The organism is Streptomyces mutomycini (assembly GCF_001700505.1).
Classification (GTDB): domain Bacteria; phylum Actinomycetota; class Actinomycetes; order Streptomycetales; family Streptomycetaceae; genus Streptomyces; species Streptomyces mutomycini.
The window spans coordinates 1-23415 of sequence record NZ_MAPV01000052.1 but is presented as its reverse complement, the minus strand read 5'-3'; the positions used below and the strand labels follow the sequence as shown (position 1 = coordinate 23415).

Annotated in this window: 22 protein-coding genes, 1 tRNA gene and 1 pseudogene; 14 read left to right on the top strand and 10 right to left on the bottom strand. The window is 69.4% G+C overall.

What is annotated here, in order from left to right:
- Positions 1-2: 2 nt before the first annotated feature.
- Positions 3-1319, bottom strand: a complete 1317-nt coding sequence (locus tag BFF76_RS08240; RefSeq protein WP_065847820.1) for a sensor histidine kinase — start codon at positions 1317-1319, stop codon at positions 3-5.
- Between the two features lie 155 nt (positions 1320-1474).
- On the opposite strand from BFF76_RS08240, the gene BFF76_RS08235 reads away from it, so the two are divergent.
- The 7 genes from BFF76_RS08235 to BFF76_RS08205 all read left to right on the top strand — a co-directional run bounded on the left by BFF76_RS08235 (position 1475) and on the right by BFF76_RS08205 (position 7131).
- Positions 1475-2368, top strand: a complete 894-nt coding sequence (locus BFF76_RS08235; protein WP_065847818.1) for a hypothetical protein — start codon at positions 1475-1477, stop codon at positions 2366-2368.
- Positions 2354-2424 (top strand) — tRNA-Gln (locus BFF76_RS08230). Before BFF76_RS08235 ends, BFF76_RS08230 begins: the two co-directional genes overlap by 15 nt.
- 107 nt (positions 2425-2531) lie before the next feature.
- On the top strand, positions 2532-3980 hold the full coding sequence (glmU, locus tag BFF76_RS08225) for a bifunctional UDP-N-acetylglucosamine diphosphorylase/glucosamine-1-phosphate N-acetyltransferase GlmU (RefSeq protein WP_078958798.1): 1449 nt from the start codon (positions 2532-2534) through the stop codon (positions 3978-3980).
- 119 nt (positions 3981-4099) lie between these two features.
- Positions 4100-5077, top strand: a complete 978-nt coding sequence (locus tag BFF76_RS08220) for a ribose-phosphate diphosphokinase (protein WP_031098642.1) — start codon at positions 4100-4102, stop codon at positions 5075-5077.
- A 215-nt stretch (positions 5078-5292) separates the two neighbouring features.
- On the top strand, positions 5293-5880 hold the full coding sequence (locus tag BFF76_RS08215) for a 50S ribosomal protein L25/general stress protein Ctc (RefSeq protein ID WP_065847816.1): 588 nt from the start codon (positions 5293-5295) through the stop codon (positions 5878-5880).
- 111 nt (positions 5881-5991) lie between these two features.
- Positions 5992-6585: an aminoacyl-tRNA hydrolase gene (gene pth / locus BFF76_RS08210; protein ID WP_065847814.1), complete on the top strand. Its 594-nt coding sequence runs from the start codon at positions 5992-5994 to the stop codon at positions 6583-6585.
- Between the two features lie 75 nt (positions 6586-6660).
- A complete protein-coding gene (locus BFF76_RS08205; protein WP_065847812.1) occupies positions 6661-7131 on the top strand; it encodes a hypothetical protein in 471 nt (156 codons plus the stop codon).
- A 34-nt stretch (positions 7132-7165) separates the two neighbouring features.
- Here BFF76_RS08205 and ppc read toward each other — a convergent pair whose 3' ends face one another.
- Positions 7166-9895, bottom strand: coding sequence for a phosphoenolpyruvate carboxylase (gene ppc, locus BFF76_RS08200; protein ID WP_053929125.1), 2730 nt, complete (start codon positions 9893-9895; stop codon positions 7166-7168).
- Between the two features lie 327 nt (positions 9896-10222).
- Between ppc and BFF76_RS08195 the strand changes: the two genes are divergently transcribed.
- The 3 genes from BFF76_RS08195 to BFF76_RS08185 all read left to right on the top strand — a co-directional run bounded on the left by BFF76_RS08195 (position 10223) and on the right by BFF76_RS08185 (position 12596).
- Entirely contained in the window at positions 10223-11209 is a 987-nt protein-coding gene (locus BFF76_RS08195; RefSeq protein ID WP_031098631.1) for an acyl-CoA desaturase, read from the top strand.
- Positions 11206-11892: a TetR/AcrR family transcriptional regulator gene (locus BFF76_RS08190; RefSeq protein ID WP_031098629.1), complete on the top strand. Its 687-nt coding sequence runs from the start codon at positions 11206-11208 to the stop codon at positions 11890-11892. The genes BFF76_RS08195 and BFF76_RS08190 overlap by 4 nt, the downstream gene beginning before the upstream one ends.
- A 101-nt stretch (positions 11893-11993) precedes the next feature.
- Complete coding sequence (locus tag BFF76_RS08185) at positions 11994-12596, top strand: Uma2 family endonuclease (RefSeq protein WP_065847810.1); 603 nt, start codon at positions 11994-11996, stop codon at positions 12594-12596.
- A gap of 3 nt (positions 12597-12599) precedes the next feature.
- Here the strand turns inward: BFF76_RS08185 and BFF76_RS08180 are convergent, their stop codons facing one another.
- On the bottom strand, positions 12600-12965 hold the full coding sequence (locus BFF76_RS08180) for a VOC family protein (protein WP_065847808.1): 366 nt from the start codon (positions 12963-12965) through the stop codon (positions 12600-12602).
- Entirely contained in the window at positions 12962-13768 is an 807-nt protein-coding gene (locus BFF76_RS08175) for a trans-aconitate 2-methyltransferase (RefSeq protein WP_065847806.1), read from the bottom strand. Before BFF76_RS08175 ends, BFF76_RS08180 begins: the two co-directional genes overlap by 4 nt.
- Before the next feature lie 88 nt (positions 13769-13856).
- Between BFF76_RS08175 and BFF76_RS08170 the strand changes: the two genes are divergently transcribed.
- A complete protein-coding gene (locus BFF76_RS08170; RefSeq protein WP_065847804.1) occupies positions 13857-14354 on the top strand; it encodes a MarR family winged helix-turn-helix transcriptional regulator in 498 nt (165 codons plus the stop codon).
- Here the strand turns inward: BFF76_RS08170 and BFF76_RS08165 are convergent.
- Positions 14313-15113 carry a response regulator transcription factor gene (locus BFF76_RS08165; protein ID WP_208604829.1) on the bottom strand — a complete coding sequence of 267 codons (801 nt, stop codon included), beginning with the start codon at positions 15111-15113 and terminating at the stop codon, positions 14313-14315. The genes BFF76_RS08170 and BFF76_RS08165 overlap by 42 nt on opposite strands.
- Before the next feature lie 270 nt (positions 15114-15383).
- Between BFF76_RS08165 and BFF76_RS08160 the strand changes: the two are divergent.
- Positions 15384-15821: pseudogene (locus BFF76_RS08160) on the top strand (GNAT family N-acetyltransferase); the annotation flags it as partial.
- Here the strand turns inward: BFF76_RS08160 and galK are convergent.
- The 3 genes from galK to galT are packed head-to-tail and all read right to left on the bottom strand — an operon-like array spanning position 15811 to position 19012.
- The gene (gene galK, locus BFF76_RS08155; RefSeq protein ID WP_031098612.1) at positions 15811-16986 is read right to left on the bottom strand and encodes a galactokinase; all 1176 of its coding nucleotides are present in this window, start codon (positions 16984-16986) and stop codon (positions 15811-15813) included. The pseudogene BFF76_RS08160 and the gene galK overlap by 11 nt on opposite strands.
- Positions 16983-17963, bottom strand: coding sequence for a UDP-glucose 4-epimerase GalE (galE, locus tag BFF76_RS08150; RefSeq protein WP_065847798.1), 981 nt, complete (start codon positions 17961-17963; stop codon positions 16983-16985). The genes galK and galE overlap by 4 nt, the downstream gene beginning before the upstream one ends.
- The gene (gene galT, locus BFF76_RS08145; protein ID WP_031098609.1) at positions 17960-19012 is read right to left on the bottom strand and encodes a galactose-1-phosphate uridylyltransferase; all 1053 of its coding nucleotides are present in this window, start codon (positions 19010-19012) and stop codon (positions 17960-17962) included. Before galT ends, galE begins: the two co-directional genes overlap by 4 nt.
- A 237-nt stretch (positions 19013-19249) precedes the next feature.
- On the opposite strand from galT, the gene BFF76_RS08140 reads away from it, so the two are divergent.
- Together BFF76_RS08140 and BFF76_RS08135 are read left to right on the top strand one after the other, a co-directional pair.
- The gene (locus tag BFF76_RS08140) at positions 19250-20920 is read left to right on the top strand and encodes a sodium:solute symporter family protein (protein WP_065847797.1); all 1671 of its coding nucleotides are present in this window, start codon (positions 19250-19252) and stop codon (positions 20918-20920) included.
- Positions 20921-20935: 15 nt separating this feature from the next.
- Entirely contained in the window at positions 20936-21223 is a 288-nt protein-coding gene (locus BFF76_RS08135; protein ID WP_031098607.1) for a hypothetical protein, read from the top strand.
- 36 nt (positions 21224-21259) lie between these two features.
- Here BFF76_RS08135 and BFF76_RS08130 read toward each other — a convergent pair whose 3' ends face one another.
- Both BFF76_RS08130 and BFF76_RS08125 read right to left on the bottom strand, forming a co-directional pair.
- Positions 21260-21955 (bottom strand): helix-turn-helix transcriptional regulator, encoded by a 696-nt coding sequence (locus BFF76_RS08130; RefSeq protein ID WP_031098606.1) that lies wholly within the window; start codon positions 21953-21955, stop codon positions 21260-21262.
- Between the two features lie 244 nt (positions 21956-22199).
- Positions 22200-23415, bottom strand: a 1216-nt coding sequence (locus tag BFF76_RS08125; RefSeq protein ID WP_167359477.1) for an outer membrane protein assembly factor BamB family protein, incomplete at its 5' end; no start/stop codon positions are given.

The window sequence follows — 23415 nt, the reverse complement described above, 5'->3', positions numbered from 1 at the left end:
CCCTACGCCACCCCACCGTCGCGCAGCACCGCCGACACCCGGAAACCCCCCGCGTCCGTCGGCCCCGACACGAACACACCGCCGAGCCCCAGCACCCGCTCCCGCATCCCCACCAGCCCGTTGCCACCGCTCGGCAACCCCGCATCCGCCGTCACACCGTCCGTCGGACCGTTCTCCACCTGCATCGCCACCTCCACACCCCGATGCGCCAGACGCACCCACGTCCTCGCACCCGCCGCATGCTTGTGCACGTTCGTCAACGCCTCCTGCACCACCCGGTACGCCGTCTGCTCCACCTCCGGCGCATACGCACGCACCTCCCCCTCCACCGACAGCTCCACCGTCATCCCCGCCTCACGGGACTGCGCCACCAGCACCTCCACCTCGCACAACCGCGGCCCCTCCTCCACCGCCGCTGCCGCAGCCACGGCCGCCACCCGCCCCACCGAGGCCAACGGCACCCGGCCCGCCCGCGGAGCAACCAGAGCATCCCCGCTCCGCAGCACCCCGAGCATCTCCCGCAGCTCCGTCAACGCCTGCCGGCCCATGTCCCCCACCAGCGCGGCGTTACGCACCGCCTTCGCCGGATCCTTCGGAGCCACCGCCTGCAACGCCGCCGCGTGCACCACCATCAGACTCACCCGGTGCGCCACCACGTCATGCATCTCCCGGGCGATCCGGGTCCGCTCCTCCGTACGCGCCCACTCGGCCCGCTCCTCCGCCCGGTCGGCCAGCAGCGACAGCTCCCGCTCCAGCGAATCCGCACGCTCACGGAGACTCTCCATCAGCCTGCGCCTGGCCCCGATGTACAGACCGAACAGCACCGAGGGAGCCGTCAGCCCCAGCGACATGAACAGCGACACCACCGGGACATACCAGACACCCGGCCCGAAATCAGCATCGGCGTCCACGCTCTGCCGCAGCCGCACGTACGACACGATGAAAGTGCCGACCAGCGTCATCCCCGTCAGCACGACCGTGATCCGCCGCGGCACCTCGGACGCCGCCAGCGTGTACAGCCCGACGATGCCCATCAGGAAACCCATCTCGGCCGGCGTCGTCGCTATCGACACCAGCACCACCGCGATCGGCCAGCGCCTGCGCAGCACCAGCACCGACCCCGCCAACAGCCCGAACAGCACCCCCAGCGGCACCGGCAGCCCGGTGTCCCGGGCGAACTCCACCCCCTCCAGCGCACACTCCAGCGCCGAAACCAGCGCCAGCCCCACGTCCAGGGCGACACTCCGCCGCCGCTCCCACCACCAGTAGCCGCGGGTGGTCGGACCCGCCGCTTCCCGGTCTGCCCCCGTTGCGGTCATGGCATCCAGCCTACGGGCGGGCGCATCTCATTTTCGGGAGACTCCATCAGCACAGAAAGCGACCGGTCATATCGCAAAGGCGGTTAGATCGCACGATCCGGTGAACCGAGCACCCTTTCGACCCGGACGTCCGCATTCCGGACGATGCTGTCCGTATGACACATGCCACTGGCAAGTACGCCGATTTCGAGGGGCTGCGGGAGCAAGCCGTCGCGCTACGGCGGGAGGGACTGAGCGTGCGGCAGATCAGGGACCGGCTGAAGGTCTTCAACAACGACATGCTCCATCGCCTCCTGCAAGGCGAGCCCGCCCCGGAGTGGACGAAGCGCCCCAACGCCAAGGACGACCTGAGGGAGAAAGCCCGGGAGCTGCGACTCCAGGGCATGACCTACGACCAGATCCAGGTCGAGCTGGGGTGCTCGAAGAGTTCGATCTCGCTGTGGGTACGGGATCTACCGAAGCCGCAACGCAAACAGTCTCGCGGGCAGGCGTCGGAGATCGCACGGCGCGGCTGGGAAGCAACTCTTCAGCGGCGCGAAGCGGAACGCGTAAGAACAAAAATGACGGCAGAGGCGGCGATCGGCTCACTGAGCCCACGCGAGCTCTTCCTGGTGGGGGTGGGCCTGTACTGGGCAGAGGGATCCAAAGCGAAGCCTCACCGCCCGCAGGAGAGGGCCACGTTCGTCAACAGCGACCCGGGCATGATCTCGATTTATCTCGCATGGCTGCGTCTACTGGATGTACCGCCGGAACACCTCCGGTTCCACGTACACATCCACGAGACGGCCGATGCCGCAGCAGCGGAGCGCTACTGGGCCGACCTCACAGGCGCCCCGGGCTCAGCATTCGGTAAGACCACACTGAAAAGGCACTCCCCGAAGACGAACCGGAAGAACGCGGGCGAGGGTTACCGGGGTTGCCTTGTGGTCCGAGTTCTGAAAAGTGCGGACCTGTACCGTCGCATTGAGGGGTCGTGGTGCGGCATAGTAGGTGCTGCAAAACGAGCCGATCAAGAAAATCGGACATATAGCCCATCCCGGGTCGTCTAAGGGCAAGACGTCAGATTTTGGATCTGATCATGAGGGTTCGAGTCCTTCCCCGGGAGCCGCACCCAGGGCCCCGACCTCACCGGTCGGGGCCCGCGCTCGTTTCGGGCATATACGCCCCCGGTATCCTGCGGATGTCCACCACCCGAAGCCGAAGGGCACATCCGTGAGCGCCACAAGCCCGGCAGCCGTCGTCGTCCTCGCAGCGGGTGAGGGCACCCGCATGAAGTCGAAGACACCCAAGGTCCTGCACGAGATCTCCGGGCGCTCGCTCGTCGGACATGTCGTCGCCGCCTCCCGTGAGCTCGACCCCCAGCACCTCGTCGTGGTCGTGGGCCATGCGAGCGAGCAGGTCACCGCGCACCTGTCCGCCGGGGACACCCCCGTGCGCACCGCCTTCCAGGCCGAGCAGAACGGCACCGGGCACGCGGTCCGGATGGGCCTCGAGGAGCTCGGCGGCACCGTGGACGGCACCGTGATCGTCGTCTGCGGTGACACCCCGCTGCTCTCCGGCGAGACCCTCTCCGCGCTCGCCACGACCCACGCCGCCGACGCGAACGCCGTCACCGTGCTGACCGCCGAGGTGCCGGACTCCACCGGTTACGGCCGGATCGTCCGCGACGCGGCCACCGGGGCGGTCACCGAGATCGTCGAGCACAAGGACGCCACCGACGCGCAGCGGGCGATCCGGGAGATCAACTCCGGGGTCTTCGCCTTCGACGGCCGTCTGCTGGGTGATGCCCTGGGCAAGGTGCGTACGGACAACAGCCAGGGCGAGGAGTACCTCACCGACGTGCTGTCGATCCTGCGTGAGGCCGGACACCGCGTGGGTGCATCGGTGGCCGGCGACCACCGCGAGATCCTGGGGATCAACAACCGGCTCCAGCTGGCCGAGGCGAGGCGGCTGCTCAACGAGCGCCTGCTGGAGCGCGCGATGCTGGCGGGTGTGACGGTCGTGGACCCCGCGTCCACGCTGATCGACGCGACGGTGACGTACGAGCGTGACGCGATCGTGCACCCGGGGACCCAGCTGCTGGGCACGACGCACCTGGCGGAGGACGCCGAGGTGGGCCCGAACTCGCGACTGAGGGACACGGTCGTGCACGCGGGCGCGCGGGTGGACAACACGGTCGCGGACGGCGCGGAGGTGGGCCCGGGGGCGAGCGTCGGTCCGTTCGCGTATCTGCGGCCGGGTACGCGGCTTGGCGCGAAGTCCAAGGCGGGTACGTACGTCGAGATGAAGAACGCGACGATCGGTGAGGGCACGAAGGTCCCGCACCTGAGTTACGTCGGTGACGCGACGATCGGCGACCACACCAACATCGGTGCGGCGAGCGTGTTCGTGAACTACGACGGGGTGGCGAAGCACCACACCACGATCGGGTCCCACTGCCGGACCGGGTCGGACAATATGTTTGTGGCACCCGTCACGGTCGGGGACGGCGTTTACACCGCGGCGGGTTCGGTCATCACCAAGGACGTACCGTCCGGTTCACTGGCCGTCGCCCGGGGCCAGCAGCGGAATATCGAGGGCTGGGTCGCCCGGAAACGCCCCGGGAGCGCGGCGGCTCAGGCCGCCCAGGCGGCCGCACAGGAGCCCGACGGCGAAAGCTGACCGGAAACAGGTGCGCCAAAGGCGGCGTACCGTGATAGATGCTCACCCATTTCGGCTGGCGCGTCGCAGATCGGGACTCATGCGTGCGGTGCCAGATACACGTCTGAGGAGACTGTGCTGTGACCGGGATCAAGACGACCGGCGAGAAGAAACTGATGCTCTTCTCCGGCCGCGCCCACCCCGAGCTGGCCGAGGAGGTCGCACATCAGCTGGGTGTCGGCCTCGTGCCGACGAAGGCCTTCGATTTCGCCAACGGTGAGATCTACGTGCGTTTCCAGGAGTCCGCCCGCGGCGCCGACTGCTTCCTGATCCAGAGCCACACGGCTCCGATCAACAAGTGGATCATGGAGCAGCTGATCATGCTTGACGCGTTGAAGCGCGCGTCCGCCCGGTCCATCACGGTGATCGTGCCGTTCTACGGCTACGCGCGCCAGGACAAGAAGCACCGTGGCCGTGAGCCGATCTCGGCGCGCATGGTCGCCGACCTGATGAAGACGGCGGGTGCGGACCGCATCCTTACCGTGGATCTGCACACGGACCAGATCCAGGGCTTCTTCGACGGTCCGGTGGACCACCTGTTCGCGCTGCCGATCCTGGCGGACTACGTGGGCGCGAAGGTTGACCGTTCGAAGCTGACGATCGTGTCGCCGGACGCCGGCCGTGTGCGCGTCGCCGACCGCTGGTGCGACCGTCTGGACGCGCCGCTGGCGATCGTCCACAAGCGCCGCGACAAGGACGTGCCGAACCAGGTCAGCGTCCACGAGGTCGTCGGTAACGTCGAGGGTCGGGTCTGTGTCCTGGTCGACGACATGATCGACACGGGTGGCACGATCTGTGCCGCCGCCGACGCGCTGTTCGCGCACGGTGCGGAGGACGTCATAGTGACGGCCACGCACGGCGTGCTGTCCGGTCCGGCCGCGGACCGTCTGAAGAACTCGAAGGTCAGCGAGTTCGTGTTCACGGACACGCTGCCGACGCCGGGTGAGCTGGAGATCGACAAGATCACGGTTCTCTCGATCGCGCCGACGATCGCGCGTGCGGTGCGTGAGGTCTTCGAGGACGGTTCGGTGACGAGCCTCTTCGAGGAGCAGGGCTGATCGGCTCCGGTTGACCGTCCCTGGAGGACGGTCTCCGGGTGATCGACTTTGGGCGCGGCCTCCCCGCCGGGTAGACTGGACAAGTTGCTCGGCGAGGGAGGCCGTTCTCATGCGTGGTCATGGGAATCGGTGGTCCGTTATCGACGCGCTCTTCGTAGCAGGCCTGTCGTGGGCCGGGTGACCATCGGTTTTCGTCACTTTACGAGGAGTGCAGCATGGCTGAGATCAAGCTCGACGCAACGGTCCGTACGGAGTTCGGCAAGGGCGCTGCCCGTCGCACCCGTCGCGCCAACCTGGTTCCCGGGGTCGTCTACGGCCACGGTGCTGAGCCGGTTCACATCAACCTTCCGGGCCACGAGCTGCTTCTCGCTCTGCGTACCGCCAACGTCCTGATCGGTCTGGAGATCGACGGCAAGGACGCCCTGGTGATCCCGAAGGCCGTGCAGCGCAACGCCATCAAGGGCAACATCGAGCACGTCGACCTCCTCACCGTGAAGCGCGGCGAGAAGGTCGAGGTCGAGATCGCGGTGCACGTCGAGGGCGATCTGGCCCCGGGCGCCAACCTCCTCGAGTACGTGCAGAACACGCTGCTCGTCGAGGCCGAGGCCACCCACATCCCCGAGTCCGTCACGGTCTCCGTGGCGGGCCTGGACGCCGGCGACTCGATCCTCGCCAAGGACATCCCGCTCCCCAAGGGCTCCGTGCTCGCCGGTGACGAGGACGCCGTGGTGCTGCAGGTCGTCGCCGCGCAGGCCGAGGAGCCGACTGCTGAGGGCGCCGAGGGCGAAGGTGCCGAGGCCTGAGCCTCGCCCCACCTGCTTGACTGACGGGGTGGCGGTTCCCTTCCGGGGGTTCCGCCGCCCCGTTTCCCTGTATCGACTGGTATGTACGCACTGCGAGGAGACCGAGCTCTGATGTCCGACGCCACCGACCCCTGGCTGATCGTGGGCCTCGGCAATCCCGGGCCCGACTATGCGGCGAACCGGCACAATGTCGGCTTCATGGTGGCGGATCTGCTGGCGGAGCGGGTCGGCGGGAAGTTCAAGCGGGCGCAGAAGGCGCAGGCGCAGGTGCTGGAGGGGCGGATCGGTCCGCCCGGGCCGCTGAGCCGTCGTGTGGTGCTGGCGAAGCCGATGTCGTACATGAATCTGTCGGGTGGTCCGGTGACGGCGCTGCGGGACTTCTACAAGGTGCCGACCGATCACGTGGTGGCGGTTCATGACGAGTTGGACATCGATTTCGGGATGCTGCGGCTGAAGCTGGGCGGGGGTGACAACGGGCACAACGGGCTGAAGTCGATGACGAAGGCGATGGGTCCGGATTATCACCGGGTGCGGTTCGGGATCGGCCGGCCGCCGGGGCGGATGCAGGTCGCTGATTTCGTGCTGAAGGATTTCTCGTCGGCGGAGCGCAAGGAGCTTGCGTATCTGGTGGACCGGTCGGCGGATGCGGTGGAGTCGTTGGTGGCGGAGGGCCTGGAGCGGGCTCAGTCCGCGTACAACTCCTGACATTCCTGGTACTTCTTGGGCTTTTTTCGGCCACAGGTTGACCGAGGGCAGGGCCCTGCCCAAGGATCGGCCCCCATGAAACGGAGTTCCTCGCACCGGTTGCTGGCCCATGGCCGTACGTTCGCCGCGGGCTGTGTCGCCGTGTTGCTGCTGGTCGCGGGTGTGTGGTCGTCGTGGGACGGCGCGCACCACATCGTTCTGGCCAAGGGCCGTGAGCACGGGACGATGGAGGTGACGGTGTGCGGTGAGGACGCGTGCACGGGCTCGTTCTCGCCGGACGCGGATTCGCGGGAGCGGTCCGAGGTGACGATCGAGCGGTCCGTCGCGGCGAAGAAGGGGGATCGTTTCCCCGTGGTGGTGAAGCCCGGGTCCGGTGATGTGGTGCGTACCGGGACGGCTGGTCTGCTGCACGCGTGGGTGCCGTTGGGTGGTGCGCTGGTGCTGGCGGCCCTGGTGATCGGTGGGGGTATGCGGCTGACGCGGACCGCGTGGGGCGCGGGGGTCGCGGGTGCGGCCCTGCTGACGGCGACGTTCGTCGCCCTCTGACAGGACCGCACCCGCCCGGTGTACCCGGGTTGGCTCAGCCGGTGTTGCGGAGGCCTGCGGCTACGCCGTTGACGGTGAGCAGCAGGGCTCGGGCGAGCAGCGGGTCGGCTTCCTCGCCGCGTTCGGCGGCCTGGCGCTGGCGGGCGAGGAGTGACACCTGGAGGTAGGAGATCGGGTCCAGGTAGGCGTCACGGATGGCGAAGGTCTGCTGGAGCACCGGGCTGGTGCCGAGGAGTTCCTTGCCGCCGGTGACCTTGAGGACTTCCTGCACGGTGAGCTCGTGCTCGGCCTGGATGACGTCGAAGACGTGCTTGAGCTCGTCGGGCACGAGGGTGTCGACGTAGTGCCGGGCGATGCGCAGGTCGGTCTTGGCGAGGGTCATCTCCACGTTGGAGAGGAAGTTCTTGAAGAAGTGCCACTGTTCGTGCATCTCGTCCAGGACGGTGTCGAGGCCGGCTTCGCGCAGTGCCTTGAGGCCGGAGCCGACGCCGAACCAGCCGGGGACGATCTGCCGTGACTGGGTCCAGCCGAAGACCCACGGGATGGCGCGCAGGCCGTCGAGCGAGACGCCCGAGCCGGGACGGCGGGAGGGCCGCGAGCCCAGGTGCAGGTCGGCGAGCTGGTCGACCGGGGTGGAGGCGAGGAAGTACGCGGGCAGGTCGGGGTCTTCGACGAGCTTGCGGTAGGCGTTGTGGGCGGCGTCGGAGACGGTGTCCATGGCCGCGTCCCAGCGGGCGAGTGCCTCGTCGGACTGGCGGGGTGCGGTGTGGAGGGCGGAGGCCTGGAGGGTGGCCGCGACGGTCAGTTCCAGGTTCTCGCGGGCGAGTGCGGGGATGAGGTACTTGTCGGAGATGACCTCGCCCTGCTCGGTGACCTTGATCTCGCCTTCGAGCGTTCCCCAGGGCTGGGCGAGGATCGCGTCGTGGGAGGGGCCGCCGCCTCGGCCGACGGTGCCGCCGCGGCCGTGGAAGAGGCGCAGGCGTACGCCGTAGCGGTGGGCCACGTCGCGGAGTCGGCGCTGGGCGCGGTGGATCTCCCACTGGGAGGTGGTGATGCCGCCGAACTTGGAGGAGTCGGAGTAGCCGAGCATGACCTCCTGGACGTCGCCGCGGAGCGATACGAGGCGGCGGTAGGAGGGGTCGGCGAGCATTTCGTCGAGGATGACGTCGGCGGCGCGGAGCTCGTCGGTGGTTTCGAGGAGCGGGACGATGCCGATCTTGGCCCAGCCGCCGTGGAGGTCGATGAGTCCGGCCTCGCGGGCGAGGACGGCGGCGGCGAAGACGTCGTCGGCGCCCTGGCACATGGAGATGATGTAGGACTCGATGACTTCGGGGCCGAAGCGTTCGAAGGCCTGCTTGATGGTGTGGAAGACGCCGAGGGTCTTCTCGCCGGCGGCGTCGAGCGGGGCCGGGGTGGGTGCGAGGGGGCGGCGGGAGCGGAGTTCCTTGGCGAGGAGCTTCTGCCGGTAGTCGCGGGGCATGTCGGTGTAGCGCCAGGATTCTTCGCCGAGGCGGTCGAAGAGCTGGCCGAGGGCGTGGTGGTGGGCGTCGGCGTGTTCGCGGACGTCCATGGTGGCGAGCTGGAGGCCGAAGGCGGACAGCGTGCGGATGGTGCGGTCCATGCGGCCGTCGGCGAAGAGTCCGCCGCGGTGTTCGCGCAGGGAGGTCTGGATGAGCGCGAGGTCGGCGATGAGCTCGGAGGTGCCGAGGTAGTCGCAGCCGGGGCGGTGGGGGGTGCCGGAGGCCAGTCGTTCGCGGGTGTTGACGAGCTTCTGGCGGATGCAGGTGGCCTTGAGCCGGTAGGGCTCCTCGGCGTTCAGCCGCTTGTAGCGGGGGCTGATCTCGGGGAGGCGCTCCAGGTCGGTCTGGAGGGAGGTGAGGAGCTCGTCGGTGGCTCCGGTGTAGCGGATGGAGTTGGAGAGGAGTCCGCGCAGGTAGTCGACGAGTTCGAGGGCGTCGGTGATGCCGTGTTCGTGCTGCAGGATCAGGACGTCCCAGGTGACGGCGGGCGTCACGTTGGGGTTGCCGTCGCGGTCGCCGCCGATCCAGGTGCCGAAGGTGAGGGGGCGGGTGCCTGCGGGGAGTTCGACGCCGACTCGTTCGAGCTCGGCGGCGAGGTCCTCGAGGACGTCGCCGACGGCGTTGGCGTGCAGCTCGTCGAGGTAGTAGATGGCGTTGCGGGCCTCGTCGGCGGGCTCGGGGCGTACGACGCGGAGCTCGTCCGTCTGCCAGATGAGGTCGATGTTCTCGGCGAGGCGGAGGTCGTGGCGTCGGCGGTCGGCCTCGATGACGGGTGTTTCGAGGAGCTCGGCGATGCGGCGGAGCTTGTTGAGGACGGAGCGGCGTGCGGCCTCGGTGGGGTGTGCGGTGAAGACGGGCCGGACGTTGAGGTTCTTGACCGTCTGGCGCAGGTGTTCGGGGTCGGCGTCCTTGAGGCGGTCGGCGGTGCGGGCGAGGAGCCCGCCTTCGGCGGACCGGCGGTCGCGCATCTCGTGGGCGCGGTGGACCTGCTCGGTGACGTTGGCGAGGTGGAAGTAGGTGGAGAAGGCGCGCACGAGTTGTGCGGCGGTCTCCAGGTCCGTGTCGCCGAGGAGCTCGGCGGCTGCCTCTCCGTCGGTGCGGGTGAGGGCGCGGACGCGCTCGACGAGGTCGAGGAGGTCCTGGCCCTCCTGTCGTACGAGGGTCTCGCCCAGGAGGTCGCCGAGGCGGCGGATGTCGGCCCGCAGTTCGGTGTTGGCGGCAGGGGTCTGGTCGGCACTGCTCACAGTGTGCGGCTCCTTGCAGTGGTTGAGCACGTCTGTCAGGGGGGCCGGGGCGCTCGCGGTGCTGACGGGTCACCCCGGATATGCAGAGTGCGGACCGCGCTGTCCGACCCACCCAGGATAGGTGTCCGGGGGTTCGGCGTGCTCGCTGCCCTGCGGGGCGGTCCGGATCCCGGGTACACGGGGGGTGGTGGCGCTGTCGTACTCGGGTTGCCCCGGCGGCGCTCTCGTGTCGTGGCCCTGTTCGCTGCCATACTTACGTTGCCGTAGGTTACGGAAGCGTAGACCGCTCATTCCGCCCTATTTCCTCACCTCACGGGGGACTCCCCAATGCCCACCAGCCCCGATGTGATCGACGACGGCCTGCCGACGGAGGCAGGCGACTCCTCAGCCCCCTCCGCAACGCTCGGCGGCGACAAGAAGCGTTCGGTCGAGCAGTTCGCGCTGCTCCTGTTCATCGTGGTGCCGTTCGCGGCCCTGGTCGCGGCGGTGCCGCTGGCCTGGGGCCGTGGTGTCAGCTGGCTCGATCTGGGTCTGCTGGTCGTCATGTACTACTGGGGCTGTCACGGCGTGACGATCGGCTTCCACCGGTACTTCACTCATGGCTCCTTCAAGGCGAAGCGTCCGCTCCGGATCGCTCTGGCCGTCGCGGGCTCGATGGCGGTGGAGGGTCCGCTGGTGCGCTGGGTGGCCGACCACCGCAAGCACCACCGGTTCTCGGACGCCGAGGGCGACCCGCATTCGCCGTGGCGGTTCGGCGAGAACCTGCCGGCGCTGATGAAGGGCCTGTGGTGGGCCCACATCGGCTGGATGTTCAACGAGGAGCAGACTCCGCAGCAGAAGTACGCCCCGGACCTGGTCGGGGACCCGGCGATCCGGGCGATCTCGCGTCACTTCCTCAGCTTCACGATTCTCTCGCTGGCGATCCCGCCGCTGGTCGGCGGACTGGTCACGATGTCGTGGTGGGGTGCGTTCACTGCCTTCTTCTGGGGTTCGCTGGTCCGTGTCGCGCTGCTGCACCACGTGACGTGGTCGATCAACTCGATCTGCCACGCGGTCGGCAAGCGGCCCTTCAAGTCCCGTGACAGGTCGGGGAACGTGTGGTGGCTGGCGGTGCTCTCGTGCGGTGAGTCCTGGCACAACCTGCACCACGCGGACCCGACGAGTGCGCGGCACGGGGTGATGCGGGGGCAGATCGACTCGAGTGCCCGGCTGATCCGCTGGTTCGAGAAGCTGGGCTGGGCGCACGACGTGCGGTGGCCGGACGCCTCGCGTATCGCCTCCCGGCGCAAGGCCCCGGCCGCAGACCCGGCATGATTGACGACGTGGCGACCGACGGAAGCACCAGCGGCGAGAAGAGCATGCCTGCCCCCACCCGGCGGGCCCGGCGGGTCCGCATGACGGGCAAGGAGCGGCGCGAGCAGCTCCTTGACATCGGCCGCGCCCTGTTCGCCGACAAGGGTTTCGAGGGGACCTCGGTGGAGGAGATCGCGGCGCGTGCCGGGGTCTCCAAGCCGGTGGTGTACGAGCACTTCGGCGGCAAGGAGGGCCTGTACGCCGTCGTGGTCGACCGTGAGATGCGCCAGCTGCTGGATCTGGTGACGGGGGCGCTCACGGCGGGTCATCCGCGTGAGCTGCTGGAGCAGGCGGCGTTCGCGCTGCTCGACTACATCGAGACGTACACGGACGGTTTCCGGATCCTGGTCCGTGACTCCCCGGTCGCGCAGTCCACGGGCACCTTCGCGTCGTTGATCAGTGACATCGCGACGCAGGTCGAGGACATCCTGGGCCTGGAGTTCAAGGCCCGGGGCTTCGACGCGAAGCTGGCCCCGCTGTACGCCCAGGCCCTGGTCGGGATGGTGGCGCTGACGGGCCAGTGGTGGCTGGACGTGCGGAAGCCGAAGAAGGCGGAGGTCGCGGCCCACCTGGTGAACCTGGCGTGGCACGGGCTGGAGAACCTGGAGTCGAAGCCGCGGCTGATAGGCCACCGGAAGAGCTGATCCGCGCCGGTGGGCGTGTGATCACTCGTTGTGATGACGCCTGCTGGTTCCCGGCCGTAGGGTGGTCGGCAGGGCACAGAATCCCGTCCATGGGAGGAACCATGACCGCCGAGCCGATCACCGGGCGCAGCAGCCGCTGGCCGGTGCCCCCGCAGGACGGATACACCGTGGACGACCTGTTCACGCTGCCCGATCTCCCGCCGCACACGGAATTGCTCGACGGGAGCCTGATCTTTGTGAGTCCGCAGCGCATTTTTCACAGCCGGATGATCGACCTGCTGACCTACGGATTGCGCAGCGGTGCGCCTAGTGAGCTGAAGGTCGTACGGGAGATGACCGTAGCTCTCGACCGGCGCAACGCTCCCGAGCCGGACGTCTCCGTCGTCCGGGCGGAGGCGGTCACCGGGCGGGAGCTGACGCGCTTCGATGCGGCGGACGTGCTCCTCGCCGTCGAGGTGGTCTCACCGGACTCCGAGGCCCGTGACCGTGACACCAAGCCCCAGAAGTACGCGGCGGCCGGTATCCCGAACTTCTGGCTGGTGGAGATGGCGGGGAGCGACCGGCACCCGGTCGTGCGGGTCTATGAGCTGGACCCCGTGAACAAGGTGTACGCGCTGACGGGTATCCATCATGACCGGCTCAAGACCGGGGTTCCGTTCCCCGTCGACCTCGACATCTCGCCGGAGGCGCTGGACGCGCTGTGACGCTCACGCGGTGAGCGGCTCCAGGAATTCCAGCCGGTTGCCCACGGGGTCCCGGGAGTGGAAGCGGCGGTGGCCGGGGAGGTTGTCGTCCCATTCGACGGGGGCGCCGTGTCCGGCCAGCCGGGCCGCGAAGGCGTCGATGTCCGTGACGCGCAGGCCCGGGTGGGCCTTCCCGGCCGGGCGGAAGTCCTCTTCGATGCCGAGGTGCAGCTGGACCGGGCCGGTCCCGAACCAGCAGCCGCCCCGGGCGGCGAGGGCCGGGGGCTTGGGGAGCTCCGTGAGCCCGAGGACGTGTACGTAGAAGGCCCGCAGGGCGTCCTCCGATCCGGGCGGGGCGGCGAGCTGGACGTGGTCGACGGCGGTGATCAAGGCTGCTCCTCGGGCGTGCGGACGACCGCGAAGATCCGGCGGAACGGGTAGACCGTGCCGTGCGGGCCCGCCGGGTAGGCGGTGCGCAGCAGGTCGCGGTATTCGGTGAGGAAGGCGTCCCGGGCCTCGGGGTCGTCGCCGAGGGCGTCGAGGAGGGGGAGCAGGCCGGTGCCCTTGACCCAGTCGAGGACGGGGTCCTGGCCCTGGAGCAGGTGCAGGTAGGTGGTCTCCCAGACGTCGGCGGTGCGCCCGGGGGCGGTGAGGTGCTCCAGGTAGTCCGTCGGGGTGTGCACGGCGTCGCCGTGGCGCAGGAGGTCGCCGAGGCGGTCGTGCCAGCGGGGGGATCCGGCGAGTTCGCGCATGAGGGTGTGGCTGGGGGCGTCGAAGTTGCCGGGGACCTGGAAGGCGAGGGTGCCGCCGGGGGCGAGGGCGTCCAGCCAGTGGGGGAAGCGGGCGGTGTGGCCGGGGACCCATTGGAGGAGGGCGTTGGAGACGATGAGGTCGTACGTCTCGGTGGGTGTCCAGGTGCCGGCGTCGGCCTCGGTGAAGTCGAGGAGGGGTCCGGTGTGGGCGCGGGCGCGCTCCAGCATCTGCGTGGAGTTGTCGTAGCCGGTGATGCGGGCGCCGGGCCAGCGTTCCGCGAGGAGGGCGGTGACGTTGCCCGCGCCGCAGCCGAGGTCGGCGATCCGGGGTGCCGGTTCGTGCGGGAGGGGGCCGATCCGGGCCAGGAGGTCATGGAAGGGGCGGGTGCGGTGGCCGGCGTGGCGGAGGTACTGCCGTGGGTCCCAGGTGGGTGCTGTCATGGGGCCAGGATCACCAGGTAAGTATCTTGATGTCAAGACACTTGAATTCAAGAGACTTCATGTCGAGGGACCCTCTACACTGATCGACATGGAGGACGAGGTCGACCGACTGGTCGCTGCATGGCGCCGGGAGCGCCCCGACCTCGACGTGGAACCACTCGAGGTCCTGAGCCGCGTCTCCCGCCTGGCCCGGCATCTCGACAGGGCCCGCCGGATCGCCTTCGCGGAGCACCAGCTGGAGCCCTGGGAATTCGACGTCCTGACGTCACTGCGCCGCGCCGGCGCCCCGTATCAGCTCTCCCCCGGCCAGCTCCTCACCCAGACGCTGGTCACCTCGGGCACCATGACGAACCGCATCGACCGACTGACCCAGAAGAACCTGGTGGAGCGGCTGCCGGACCCCAGTGACCGCCGTGGCGTCCTGGTCAGGCTGACCGACCTGGGCCGCGACAAGGCCGACCAGTCGCTGGCCGGGCTGCTCGCCCAGGAGCGGGCCATCCTGGGCGAGCTCTCCCGCCCGCAGCGGTCCGAGCTGGCCGGACTGCTACGCCGGCTGACCGCCCCGTTCGACAACATCCCCGGTTAGCGCGGCCGGGCCCACTCCGGCCCGGCGGGCCATGGCCACGGCGGCCAGGGTCGAGTGCACACCCAGCTTCCCCAGCACGTTCTGCATGTGCGTACGCACCGTGTGCGGGGACAGGAAGAGCCGCTCCGCGACCGCCTTGCGTCCCAGGCCCGCCACCATGCAGCGCAGCACCTCACGCTCGCGCGGTGTCAGCGACTCGACGAGCTGCTCGCTCTCGGTGCGGTGCTTGCGGGCCGCGGTCAGCTCCCGCAGGACACCGGTCAGCAGGGCGGCCGGCAGATGCGTCTCGTCGCGCAGCACGCCGCGGATGACCGTCAGCAGACGCTGCAGCGAGCAGTCCTTGGCGACCCATCCCGAGGCACCGGCCTGCAGCGCCGCCGCGGCGCGGCGCGGGTCGTCCCTCTCCGCGAGCACCACCGTGCGGATGTGCGGATGGGTCGAACGCACTCCGCCGACCAGCGAGATGCCGTCCACGGGACGGCCCTGGCCCGACCCGTCGTCCGGTGCGCCGCGCGGCGCGGGAATGGTGCGGGCGCCGCCCGCGGCGGCAAGAACGCCCAGTTCGGCGTCGACCAGCATCACGTCGTAGCGGCGTCCCTCGGCGGTCGCGCGTTCCAGACACCGCAGCGCGGCGGGGCCGCTGCCCGCGGCGGCCACGTCGACGTCCGGTTCGGCGGCGAGTGCCGCCGCGAGGGACTCGGCAAAGATGCGGTGGTCGTCGACCACCAGAACCCGGATACGAGCCACAGACACCCCCATGCTGTGTGAACTCCTGGGGCGCCTGCTACTGGCCGGCCCCGACGGGGACGGACCACGGCGGACACGACGCCCGGAGCACTCCGGTGAACCGCCGGCGCGCGGCCGCCGCCGCATGCCGGCCGCCACCCGCCCCGGGCGTCGTATCCGACTGTCTCGTCCCCTGAAACGGCACCGGCCCCCACCGGTGCTGAGCATCAGCGTACGGCGGGCGGTGGGTACCGGAAGGCGATTCGCGGAACTGATCACCCATGGATGTTTAGGGTGTTGTTCATGTTCCGTCTTGAGACAGAAGTGGACAAGGAACGTCGAATTCTGCTGGGCCGTCGGCTGCACGACGACAACTGGGACGGATCGCCGGAGCTGCGCGCCCTGCGCTCCACCCCCGCCGAGCACGAAGTGCCTCTGGAGGTGTGGCTCCTGGACGACGCGGGTGAACTGGCCGGCGGGCTGAGCGGGCGGACCTGGGCCTACTGGCTCCATGTGGACCTGCTCTGGGTCGATGCCCGCCACCGCGGCCTCGGTCTCGGCTCGCGGCTGCTGGCCGAGGCGGAGAGCCTCGCCCGCGACGGCCGGGCCTGTACCCGCTCCCGGCTCGAGACCTGGGGCTTCCAGGCCCCGGGCTTCTACCGGAAGCAGGGGTACGAGGTGGTCGGCGAGGTCGAGGACTATCCGCCCGGCGTCTCGGAGTTCATCCTGGTCAAGCGGCTGGATCGACCCGCCGGCCGCCCGCCGAGGGGACCGCGGGGAAGATTCCCGGGGCGGCGTGGCCGGCGGCGGTGAACGCCTCGGTGACGGCCTTGGCGACGGTGTCCGCCATCGCCTCCTCCACCAGCACGATCGCCGAGCCGCCGAAGCCGCCCCCGGTCATCCTGGCCCCGAGCGCCCCGGCGGTGTTCGCCGTGGAGACCACGAGGTCCAGCTCCGGGCACGAGACCCGCAGGTCGTCGCGGAGCGAGAGGTGGCCCTCGTTGAGGACCGGGCCCGCCGCGCGCACGTCACCTGCGTCGAGCAGCGCGATGACCTGCTCCACCCGGTGGTTGTCGCTCACCACATGGCGCACGTAGCGCACGACCGACTCGTCCTCGCCGGCTGCCGCGAGGGTCTCCAGCGCGGCGTCCAGGCCCTCGTACGGAAGGTCGCGCAGGGCGCTGATGCCGAGTGCCCGTGCCCCCGCCTCGCAGCCGGCCCGGCGCTCCGCGTACGCGCCGTCGCCGAGGGCGTGCTTGACCCTGGTGTCGACGACGAGGAGCTGCAGCCCGTGCGCGGGCAGGTCGAAGGGGACCTGGCGCTGGGTGAGGTCGCGGGTGTCGAGGTACAGGGCATGGCCCTCGGTGCAGCACGCGGAGGCCATCTGGTCCATGACGCCGCAGGGGACGCCGACGAACGCGTTCTCGGCACGCTGGCCGAGAACGGCGATCTCCGGTGCGCTCAGGCCCAGTTCGAAGAGGTCGTTCAGGGCGAGCGCCGTGACGACTTCCAGGGCGGCCGACGAGGAGAGTCCGGCGCCGACGGGGACGGTGGACGTCAGCTGTATGTCCGCGCCGGTGACGGGGTGTCCGGCCTCGCGCAGGGCCCAGACGACCCCCGCGGGGTAGGCGGCCCAGCCGTGGCCGGAGTGCGGGGCCAGTTCGTCGACGCGCAGGGAGACGACCCCGCCGGGGACGTCGGTGGAGTGCAGGCGCAGCTGTCCGTCGTCGCGTCGGGTGACGGCCGCGCGGGCGGTGTGCGGAAGGGCGAGCGGCATGACGAAGCCGCCGTTGAAGTCGGTGTACTCACCGATCAGGTTCACTCGTCCGGGTGCTGCCCAGATCCCCTCGGGGGCGGTCCCGTAGAGCTCGGTGAAGGAGGCGGTCAGCTCGGCGTTGTCGGTCATGGTGCGGTGGGCTCCTCTCGGCGGGCGAACGTCCACGCGTCGGCGACAATGGCGGCCAGGTCCGCGCGCGACGGCTGCCAGCCGAGCCGCTCCCTGGCGGTGGCGGCGGAGGCGACGAGGACGGCGGGGTCGCCGCCGCGCCGGGGTGCGGCGGTCTCGGGGACCGGGTGGCCGGTGACCTGGCGGACGGTCTCGATGACCTCCCGCACGGAGAAGCCGTTGCCGTTGCCGAGGTTGCAGATGAGGTGGTCGCCCGCGGTGGCCGCTTCCAGGGCCAGCAGGTGGGCCTCGGCGAGGTCGGCGACGTGGATGTAGTCGCGTACGCAGGTGCCGTCGGGGGTCGGGTAGTCGTCGCCGTAGACGGAGATCGACTCGCGCTGTCCGAGGGCGACCTGGAGGACCAGCGGGATGAGGTGCGACTCGGGGCTGTGACGCTCGCCGCAGCTGCCGTAGGCGCCCGCGACGTTGAAGTAGCGCAGGGAGACCGCGGCGAGGCCGTGGGCGGTCGCCTCGCCGGTGATCATGTGGTCGACGGCGAGCTTGGAGGCGCCGTACGGGCTGGTGGGGGCGGTGGGGTCGGCCTCCGTGATGGGGCTGGAGACCGGTTCGCCGTAGGTCGCCGCGGTGGAGGAGAAGACGAGGGTGCGCACCCCGGCGTCGCGCATGGCGGCCAGCAGGGCGGTGGTCCCGCCGACGTTGTTGACCCAGTACTTCTCGGGGTCGACGACGGACTCGCCGACCTGGGAGTACGCGGCGAAGTGCAGCACGCCGTCGTAGGAGGGGTCCAGCCACTTGGCTGCGTCCTGGACGCGGCCCTCGATGAACTCGGCGCCCTCGGGGACGCCTTCGCGGAAGCCGGTCGACAGGTCGTCGAGGACGGTCACGGTGTGACCGGCCTCCAGCAGGTGTGCGGCGACGACGCTGCCGACGTATCCCGCGCCGCCCGTCACCAGGTACTTCCTTGCGGTGTTGCTCACTCGCTCGCTACCTCTCGCAGTCGCTGGGCCGCGGCCTCCGGCGGCACGTCGTTGATGAAGGCGCCCATGCCGGATTCGGAGCCCGCGAGGAACTTCAGCTTGCCGGTTGTCCGCCTGATGGTGAAAAGCTCCAGGTGCAGCCCGAACTCCTCACGGCCGGGGACCCTGAAGGGAGCCTGGTGCCAGGCGGAGATGTACGGGGTCGGCGGCTCGCCGGGGCCGAAGATCCGGTCGAATCGCCTCAAGAGTTCCAGATAGACCTGTGGAAACTCCGTGCGGGCGCCCTCGTCGAGTTCCCGCAGGTCGGGCACGCGACGGCGCGGGTGGAGGTGGACCTCGTAGGGCCAGTGCGCGGCGTAAGGCACGAAGGCGACCCAGTGCTCGCTCTCCAGGACGACGCGGTCGCCGTCGGCCAGTTCGCGGGCGACGACGTCGTCGAAGAGGTTGCGGCCGGTCGCGGCGCGGTGGGCCTCCATCGAGCGGAGCATCTGCTCGGTGCGCGGGGTGACGAAGGGGTATCCGTAGATCTGCCCGTGCGGGTGGCCGAGGGTGACGCCGATCTCCGCGCCCCGGTTTTCGAAGCAGAACACCTGGGTGACCTGCGGGAGCTCGGCGAGGTCGGCGGTGCGGTCGGTCCATGCCTCCAGGACCAGTGCGGCCTGCTCGTCGGTGAGGCCGGCGAAGGACACGTCGTGGTCGGAGGTGAAGCAGACGACCTCGCAGCGGCCGGAGTCGCCGGCGAGGGAGGGGAAGCGGTTCTCGAACACGGCGACGTCGTAGCCGGTGTCGGGGATCTCGCTGAGGCGGCCCTCCCGCGAGGGGCAGAGCGGGCACTCGTCGGCCGGCGGGTGGTACGTGCGCCCCTGCCGGTGCGAGGCGATGGCCACGGAGTCGCCGAGCAGAGCGTCGTGGCGGATCTCCGAGTCCCCATCGGACGCGGAGACGGCATCCAGCGGCCGGGTGTCGACGGCGTCGCGGACGATGTCGTCCGCGGAGTCGTAGTAGATCAGCTCACGGCCGTCGGCGAGGGTCGTAACCGTCTTCTTCACCAGGCTCCTCCAAGTAACGCCCTCTAAACAGAACCAAACATAACTAACCACAACTCAACAGGTGCGTCAATGCCGACGAAACCTGTGGCGCCGCTGTGCGTGTGAACCGGCGAACCAGGACATTTCAACCCGTGCGATCACGATCAAACAAAGAACGCCATCCAACCTGTTCATTTTCTGAACACAAAGGCGTAGGTTCCGACGGGTTCAGTTCGCGCAACGAAGCGAGTACCCCCCATGCAATATCTGGCCGAAGGGCTCCGGCTCCCCACGAACGGGCTCGATTACACAATCCTGGCGATCTACTTCGTCGTGGTGCTCGGCATCGGCTTCGCCGCCCGGGCCAGCGTGAAGACGAGCCTCGACTTCTTCCTGTCCGGACGGTCATTGCCCGCCTGGGTGACCGGTCTGGCCTTCGTCGCGGCGAACCTCGGGGCCACCGAGATCCTCGGCATGGCGGCGACCGGCGCGCAGTACGGCGTCGCGGTCGTCCACTGGTACTGGATCGGCGCCATCCCCGCCATGGTCTTCCTCGGCCTGGTGATGATGCCCTTCTACTACCGGTCCAAGGTCCGCTCCGTACCGGAGTTCCTGCTCCAGCGCTTCGACAGGTCCGCGCACCTGCTGAGCTCCATACTCTTCGCCTTCGCGGCGATCCTGATCGCGGGCGTGAACCTCTACGCCCTGTCGATCGTCGTGGAGGCCCTGCTGGGATGGGACCGCTGGGTCGCGATCGTCGTCGCCGGCGTGTTCGTCCTGCTCTACATCACCATCGGCGGGCTCTCCTCCGCGATCTACAACGAGGTGCTGCAGTTCTTCGTCATCCTCGCCGCGCTGATCCCGCTCACCCTGCTGGGCCTCAAGCGTGTGGGCGGCTGGGACGGCCTGACCGGCTCACTGGAGAAGCAGCACGGCGCGGACTTCATGTCCGCCTGGGGCGGTACCGGCATCGGTGACGCCAACCCGCTCGGTGCCAACTGGCTGACGATCATCCTCGGCCTCGGCTTCGTCCTCTCCTTCGGCTACTGGACCACCAACTTCGCCGAGGTGCAGCGCGCCCTGTCCGCGAAGAACCTGTCGGCCGCCAAGCGCACCCCGCTGATCGCCGCCTTCCCGAAGATCTTCATCGTCTTCGCGGTGATGATCCCGGGCCTGGTCGCCGCCGTCATCGTCCCGAACATCGGGTCGACGCGCTCGGGCCTCACGTACAACGACGCCATCCCGCTGCTGATGCGGGAGCTGCTGCCCAACGGTGTGCTCGGCATCGCGGTCACCGGTCTGCTCGCTGCCTTCATGGCCGGTATGGCCGCCAACGTCTCGTCGTTCAACACGGTGTTCACCACGGACATCTGGCAGCGGTACGTGAAGAAGGACCAGTCGGACGCGTACTACCTGCGCTTCGGCCGGGTGATCACCGCGGTGGGCGTGCTGGCCTCGATCGGCACGGCGTTCATCGCCGCCAGCTTCTCCAACATCATGACGTACCTGCAGACGCTGTTCTCGTTCTTCAACGTCCCGATGTTCGTGGTCTTCATCATCGGCATGTTCTGGAAGCGCGCCTCGATGAAGTCCGGTGTCTGGGGGCTCGTCGCGGGTACCACCGCCGCGATGGTCAACTACTTCGTCGTCTACAAGCAGGGCATCATCGACATCCCGTCCGACCAGGGCGCCAACTTCGTCTCCGCCATCGTCGGATTCGTGGCCGGCGCGGTCGTCATGGTCGCCGTCACCCTCTTCACCGCCCCCAAGCCGGAGGCCGAACTGGCCGGTCTGGTCTACGGGACCACATCCCCGGACGCCGACGAGGCGCCTGAGGAGGGCGACGACGCCTGGTACCGCAAGCCCGCCCTGCTCGGCTGGGGCGCCATCGTCCTCGCCGCCCTGTGCTACCTGCCCTACTCGCTCTGATCGGAGGCACTCACCATGTCCGACCTGCACAAGGAAGTCTCCGAGCTGGAGCGCAAGTCCGCGACCGCGGCCCGGCTCTTCGACATCCGGCGGATCATCGGCGGTCTCTTCGTGGTCTACGGAGTGATCGTCACCATCGCCGGGATCAACCCGTCCGACGCCGACCTGAAGAAGGCCGAGGGCGTCCACATCAACCTGTGGACCGGGCTGGCCATGCTGGCGCTCGGGCTCTTCTTCCTGATCTGGATGAAGCTGCGCCCGGCCCAGGTGCCGGACGAGGTCCCCGGTACGCCGGAGAGCTGACCCGGACCACCCCGCGGGGGCCGGACGATCACGCTGTCACGCGAGGCCGTCCGGCCCCCGCGGCGTTCCCGCCGCCGCCCGGTCGAGCAGCCCCGTACGGGCGGCGAGCGCGGCGGCCTCCAGGCGGGAGCCGACGCCGAGCTTCATGAGTACCCGCTGCACATGCGTGCGCGCGGTGCTCGGCGCGATCCTCATGCCGGCCGCGATCAGCCGGGTGTCCTCCCCCTCGGCGACCCGCACCAGCACCTCGACCTCACGCGGGGTCAGCATCCGCAGGAGCCGCTGCCCCTCGTCGTCCGGCTGGGCGACCGGGTGCAGAAGTTCGGCGAACGCACCGCGCAGCAGTTGCGGGGCGACCGCGGTCTCGCCCGCCCGGGCCTTGACCATGGCGCGCTCGACGCCCTCTATCCGTTCGTCGTGGCGGACGTAGCCGGCTGCTCCGGCGGCGAAGGCCGCGGCGATCCCGCGCGGGCTCGGCACCGGGCCGAGGACCACCACGGCCACCTGCGGGCGCTCCCGTCCGATCTGCACGATCGGGTCGAACGCCCCGGGTTCGGCGGGTGCCGACGTGCCGAACAGGCAGACCTCCGGCGCCCTGCTGACGACGAGCTCCGCGACCCCGGACGTCGGCGCCGCCGCCGCGAGCACCCGGTGCCCCCGCAGTTTCAGCGCCGAGGCGAGTGCCTCGGCGAGCAGACGGTGGTCATCGACCACCATGAGCCGCACGCCCATCGGAAACGCCCCCATGTGTGCAGCGCTGTCCCGCTGCGTAACCCCGAACAGGCCCCCCGGCCCCTCTGACCCGGCAAGCTACACGCTTGTTCGACGTGCCGCTCCCTCTACCGGGCCAAAGACCCCCGGATTGCCGAATTCTGCGCGGTTCAGGGCTCCTTGTCCGTCGGAAAACGATCGGCCCTGCCGGTCGGTGATCAACCGGCAGGGCCGTTACCGCAGGGCCCGGAAGGGGCCGGGCGGGTCAGACGGTGCTGTAGGAGACGACGAGGTACTGCTTGTCGTCCAGCGAGCTGGACTTGCGGGGCTCGCTGACCATCTTCTCGGAGATGAACAGCCTGCCCTTCTCGTAGATGAACTCGGCGTAGTCGACGGAGAAGCTGGTCTCCGCCTCGCGGACCGACTCCTCGTCCGGGTTGACCATCAGCACGGTCTCCTTGAACGTGGAACCGTCGATGGAGACGATCTGGCCGCCCTTGTCGTACGGGGGCCGCTTGTAGGCGATGACGTTGGATCCGTCCATGCGCAGCGGGGTCAGCGAGTAGCGGTCGCCGGCGTCCGCCCTGCCCCCGACGAGCTTGCCGGTGGTGAGGTCGAAGGCGACGATCTCGTTCGTGTCGCCGTACTCGCCGCTGCCCTCGTGCTCCTCGGTCGGCACGTAGAGCCTGTTGTTGCCGACGGCCAGGGAGCCGCACTGCTCGACCTCGGTGGACCCGCATTCCGCGGCGTACTTGTCCGCGTCGGCCGAGATCCGGACCTTGAGCTTGCCGGTGGCCGCGTCGATGGAGAAGAAGTCCGAGATGCTGCTGCCGTCACCGGCGGTGTCGCCGACGTCGGCCGCCACGACGAGCGGCTTGGTGGAGACGATGCTCGCGTACTCGACGCCGGGCGGCATGTTGTACGAGGAGAGCGGTGCGCCGGTGGTCGGGTTCAGCGCCTGGACGGTGAGCTGCGGGTTGTCGTAGCCGCCGCACTTGCGGACCACGGCGAGGGCCTCGCCGCCGCCGTAGCCCATGTCGTAGCAGTTGTTGGCGTCGGCCTTCGGCTTCCAGAGCTCGGCACCGTTGGCGAGGTTGAAGGCGGCGCCGCCGCTTGTTCCGCCCGCCGCGACCGTGGAACCGCTGAGCGTGACCTCGCCGAAGCGCACGGCCTCGTCGCCGCCGGACGCGGAGGTGACGGACTTGCTCCACATGAGCTTGCCGGTGGCCAGGTCGAGCGCGCCGACCTGGGTGCAGGAGGGGTACTTGTCCTCGGCGGTCGGCTTGCCGTCCTGGAAGGCGACGGCCGTCTTGTAGTCCTTGCTCATGTGCCGGGAGGCGGCGCAGACCTGGCCGGTCAGCGGGATCGACCAGACCTTGGTGCCCTTGGCGAGGTCGTAGCCGGCGACCTCGTACACGCCGGTCTTCACATACACCTTGTCCGTGACCCAGGAGCCGGCGACGACCTCGCCAAGGGCACCA

What these genes read in the sequence shown, in the direction of transcription:
- BFF76_RS08240 (WP_065847820.1), bottom strand. Translation starts at nt 1,319, where the DNA reads ATGACCGCAACGGGGGCAGACCGGGAAGCGGCGGGTCCGACCACCCGC.
- BFF76_RS08235 (WP_065847818.1), top strand. Translation starts at nt 1,475, where the DNA reads ATGACACATGCCACTGGCAAGTACGCCGATTTCGAGGGGCTGCGGGAG.
- BFF76_RS08215 (WP_065847816.1), top strand. Translation starts at nt 5,293, where the DNA reads ATGGCTGAGATCAAGCTCGACGCAACGGTCCGTACGGAGTTCGGCAAG.
- pth (WP_065847814.1), top strand. Translation starts at nt 5,992, where the DNA reads ATGTCCGACGCCACCGACCCCTGGCTGATCGTGGGCCTCGGCAATCCC.
- BFF76_RS08205 (WP_065847812.1), top strand. Translation starts at nt 6,661, where the DNA reads ATGAAACGGAGTTCCTCGCACCGGTTGCTGGCCCATGGCCGTACGTTC.
- BFF76_RS08195 (WP_031098631.1), top strand. Translation starts at nt 10,223, where the DNA reads ATGCCCACCAGCCCCGATGTGATCGACGACGGCCTGCCGACGGAGGCA.
- BFF76_RS08190 (WP_031098629.1), top strand. Translation starts at nt 11,206, where the DNA reads ATGATTGACGACGTGGCGACCGACGGAAGCACCAGCGGCGAGAAGAGC.
- BFF76_RS08185 (WP_065847810.1), top strand. Translation starts at nt 11,994, where the DNA reads ATGACCGCCGAGCCGATCACCGGGCGCAGCAGCCGCTGGCCGGTGCCC.
- BFF76_RS08175 (WP_065847806.1), bottom strand. Translation starts at nt 13,768, where the DNA reads ATGACAGCACCCACCTGGGACCCACGGCAGTACCTCCGCCACGCCGGC.
- BFF76_RS08170 (WP_065847804.1), top strand. Translation starts at nt 13,857, where the DNA reads ATGGAGGACGAGGTCGACCGACTGGTCGCTGCATGGCGCCGGGAGCGC.
- BFF76_RS08165 (WP_208604829.1), bottom strand. Translation starts at nt 15,113, where the DNA reads ATGGGGGTGTCTGTGGCTCGTATCCGGGTTCTGGTGGTCGACGACCAC.
- galK (WP_031098612.1), bottom strand. Translation starts at nt 16,986, where the DNA reads ATGACCGACAACGCCGAGCTGACCGCCTCCTTCACCGAGCTCTACGGG.
- BFF76_RS08140 (WP_065847797.1), top strand. Translation starts at nt 19,250, where the DNA reads ATGCAATATCTGGCCGAAGGGCTCCGGCTCCCCACGAACGGGCTCGAT.
- BFF76_RS08135 (WP_031098607.1), top strand. Translation starts at nt 20,936, where the DNA reads ATGTCCGACCTGCACAAGGAAGTCTCCGAGCTGGAGCGCAAGTCCGCG.
- BFF76_RS08130 (WP_031098606.1), bottom strand. Translation starts at nt 21,955, where the DNA reads ATGGGCGTGCGGCTCATGGTGGTCGATGACCACCGTCTGCTCGCCGAG.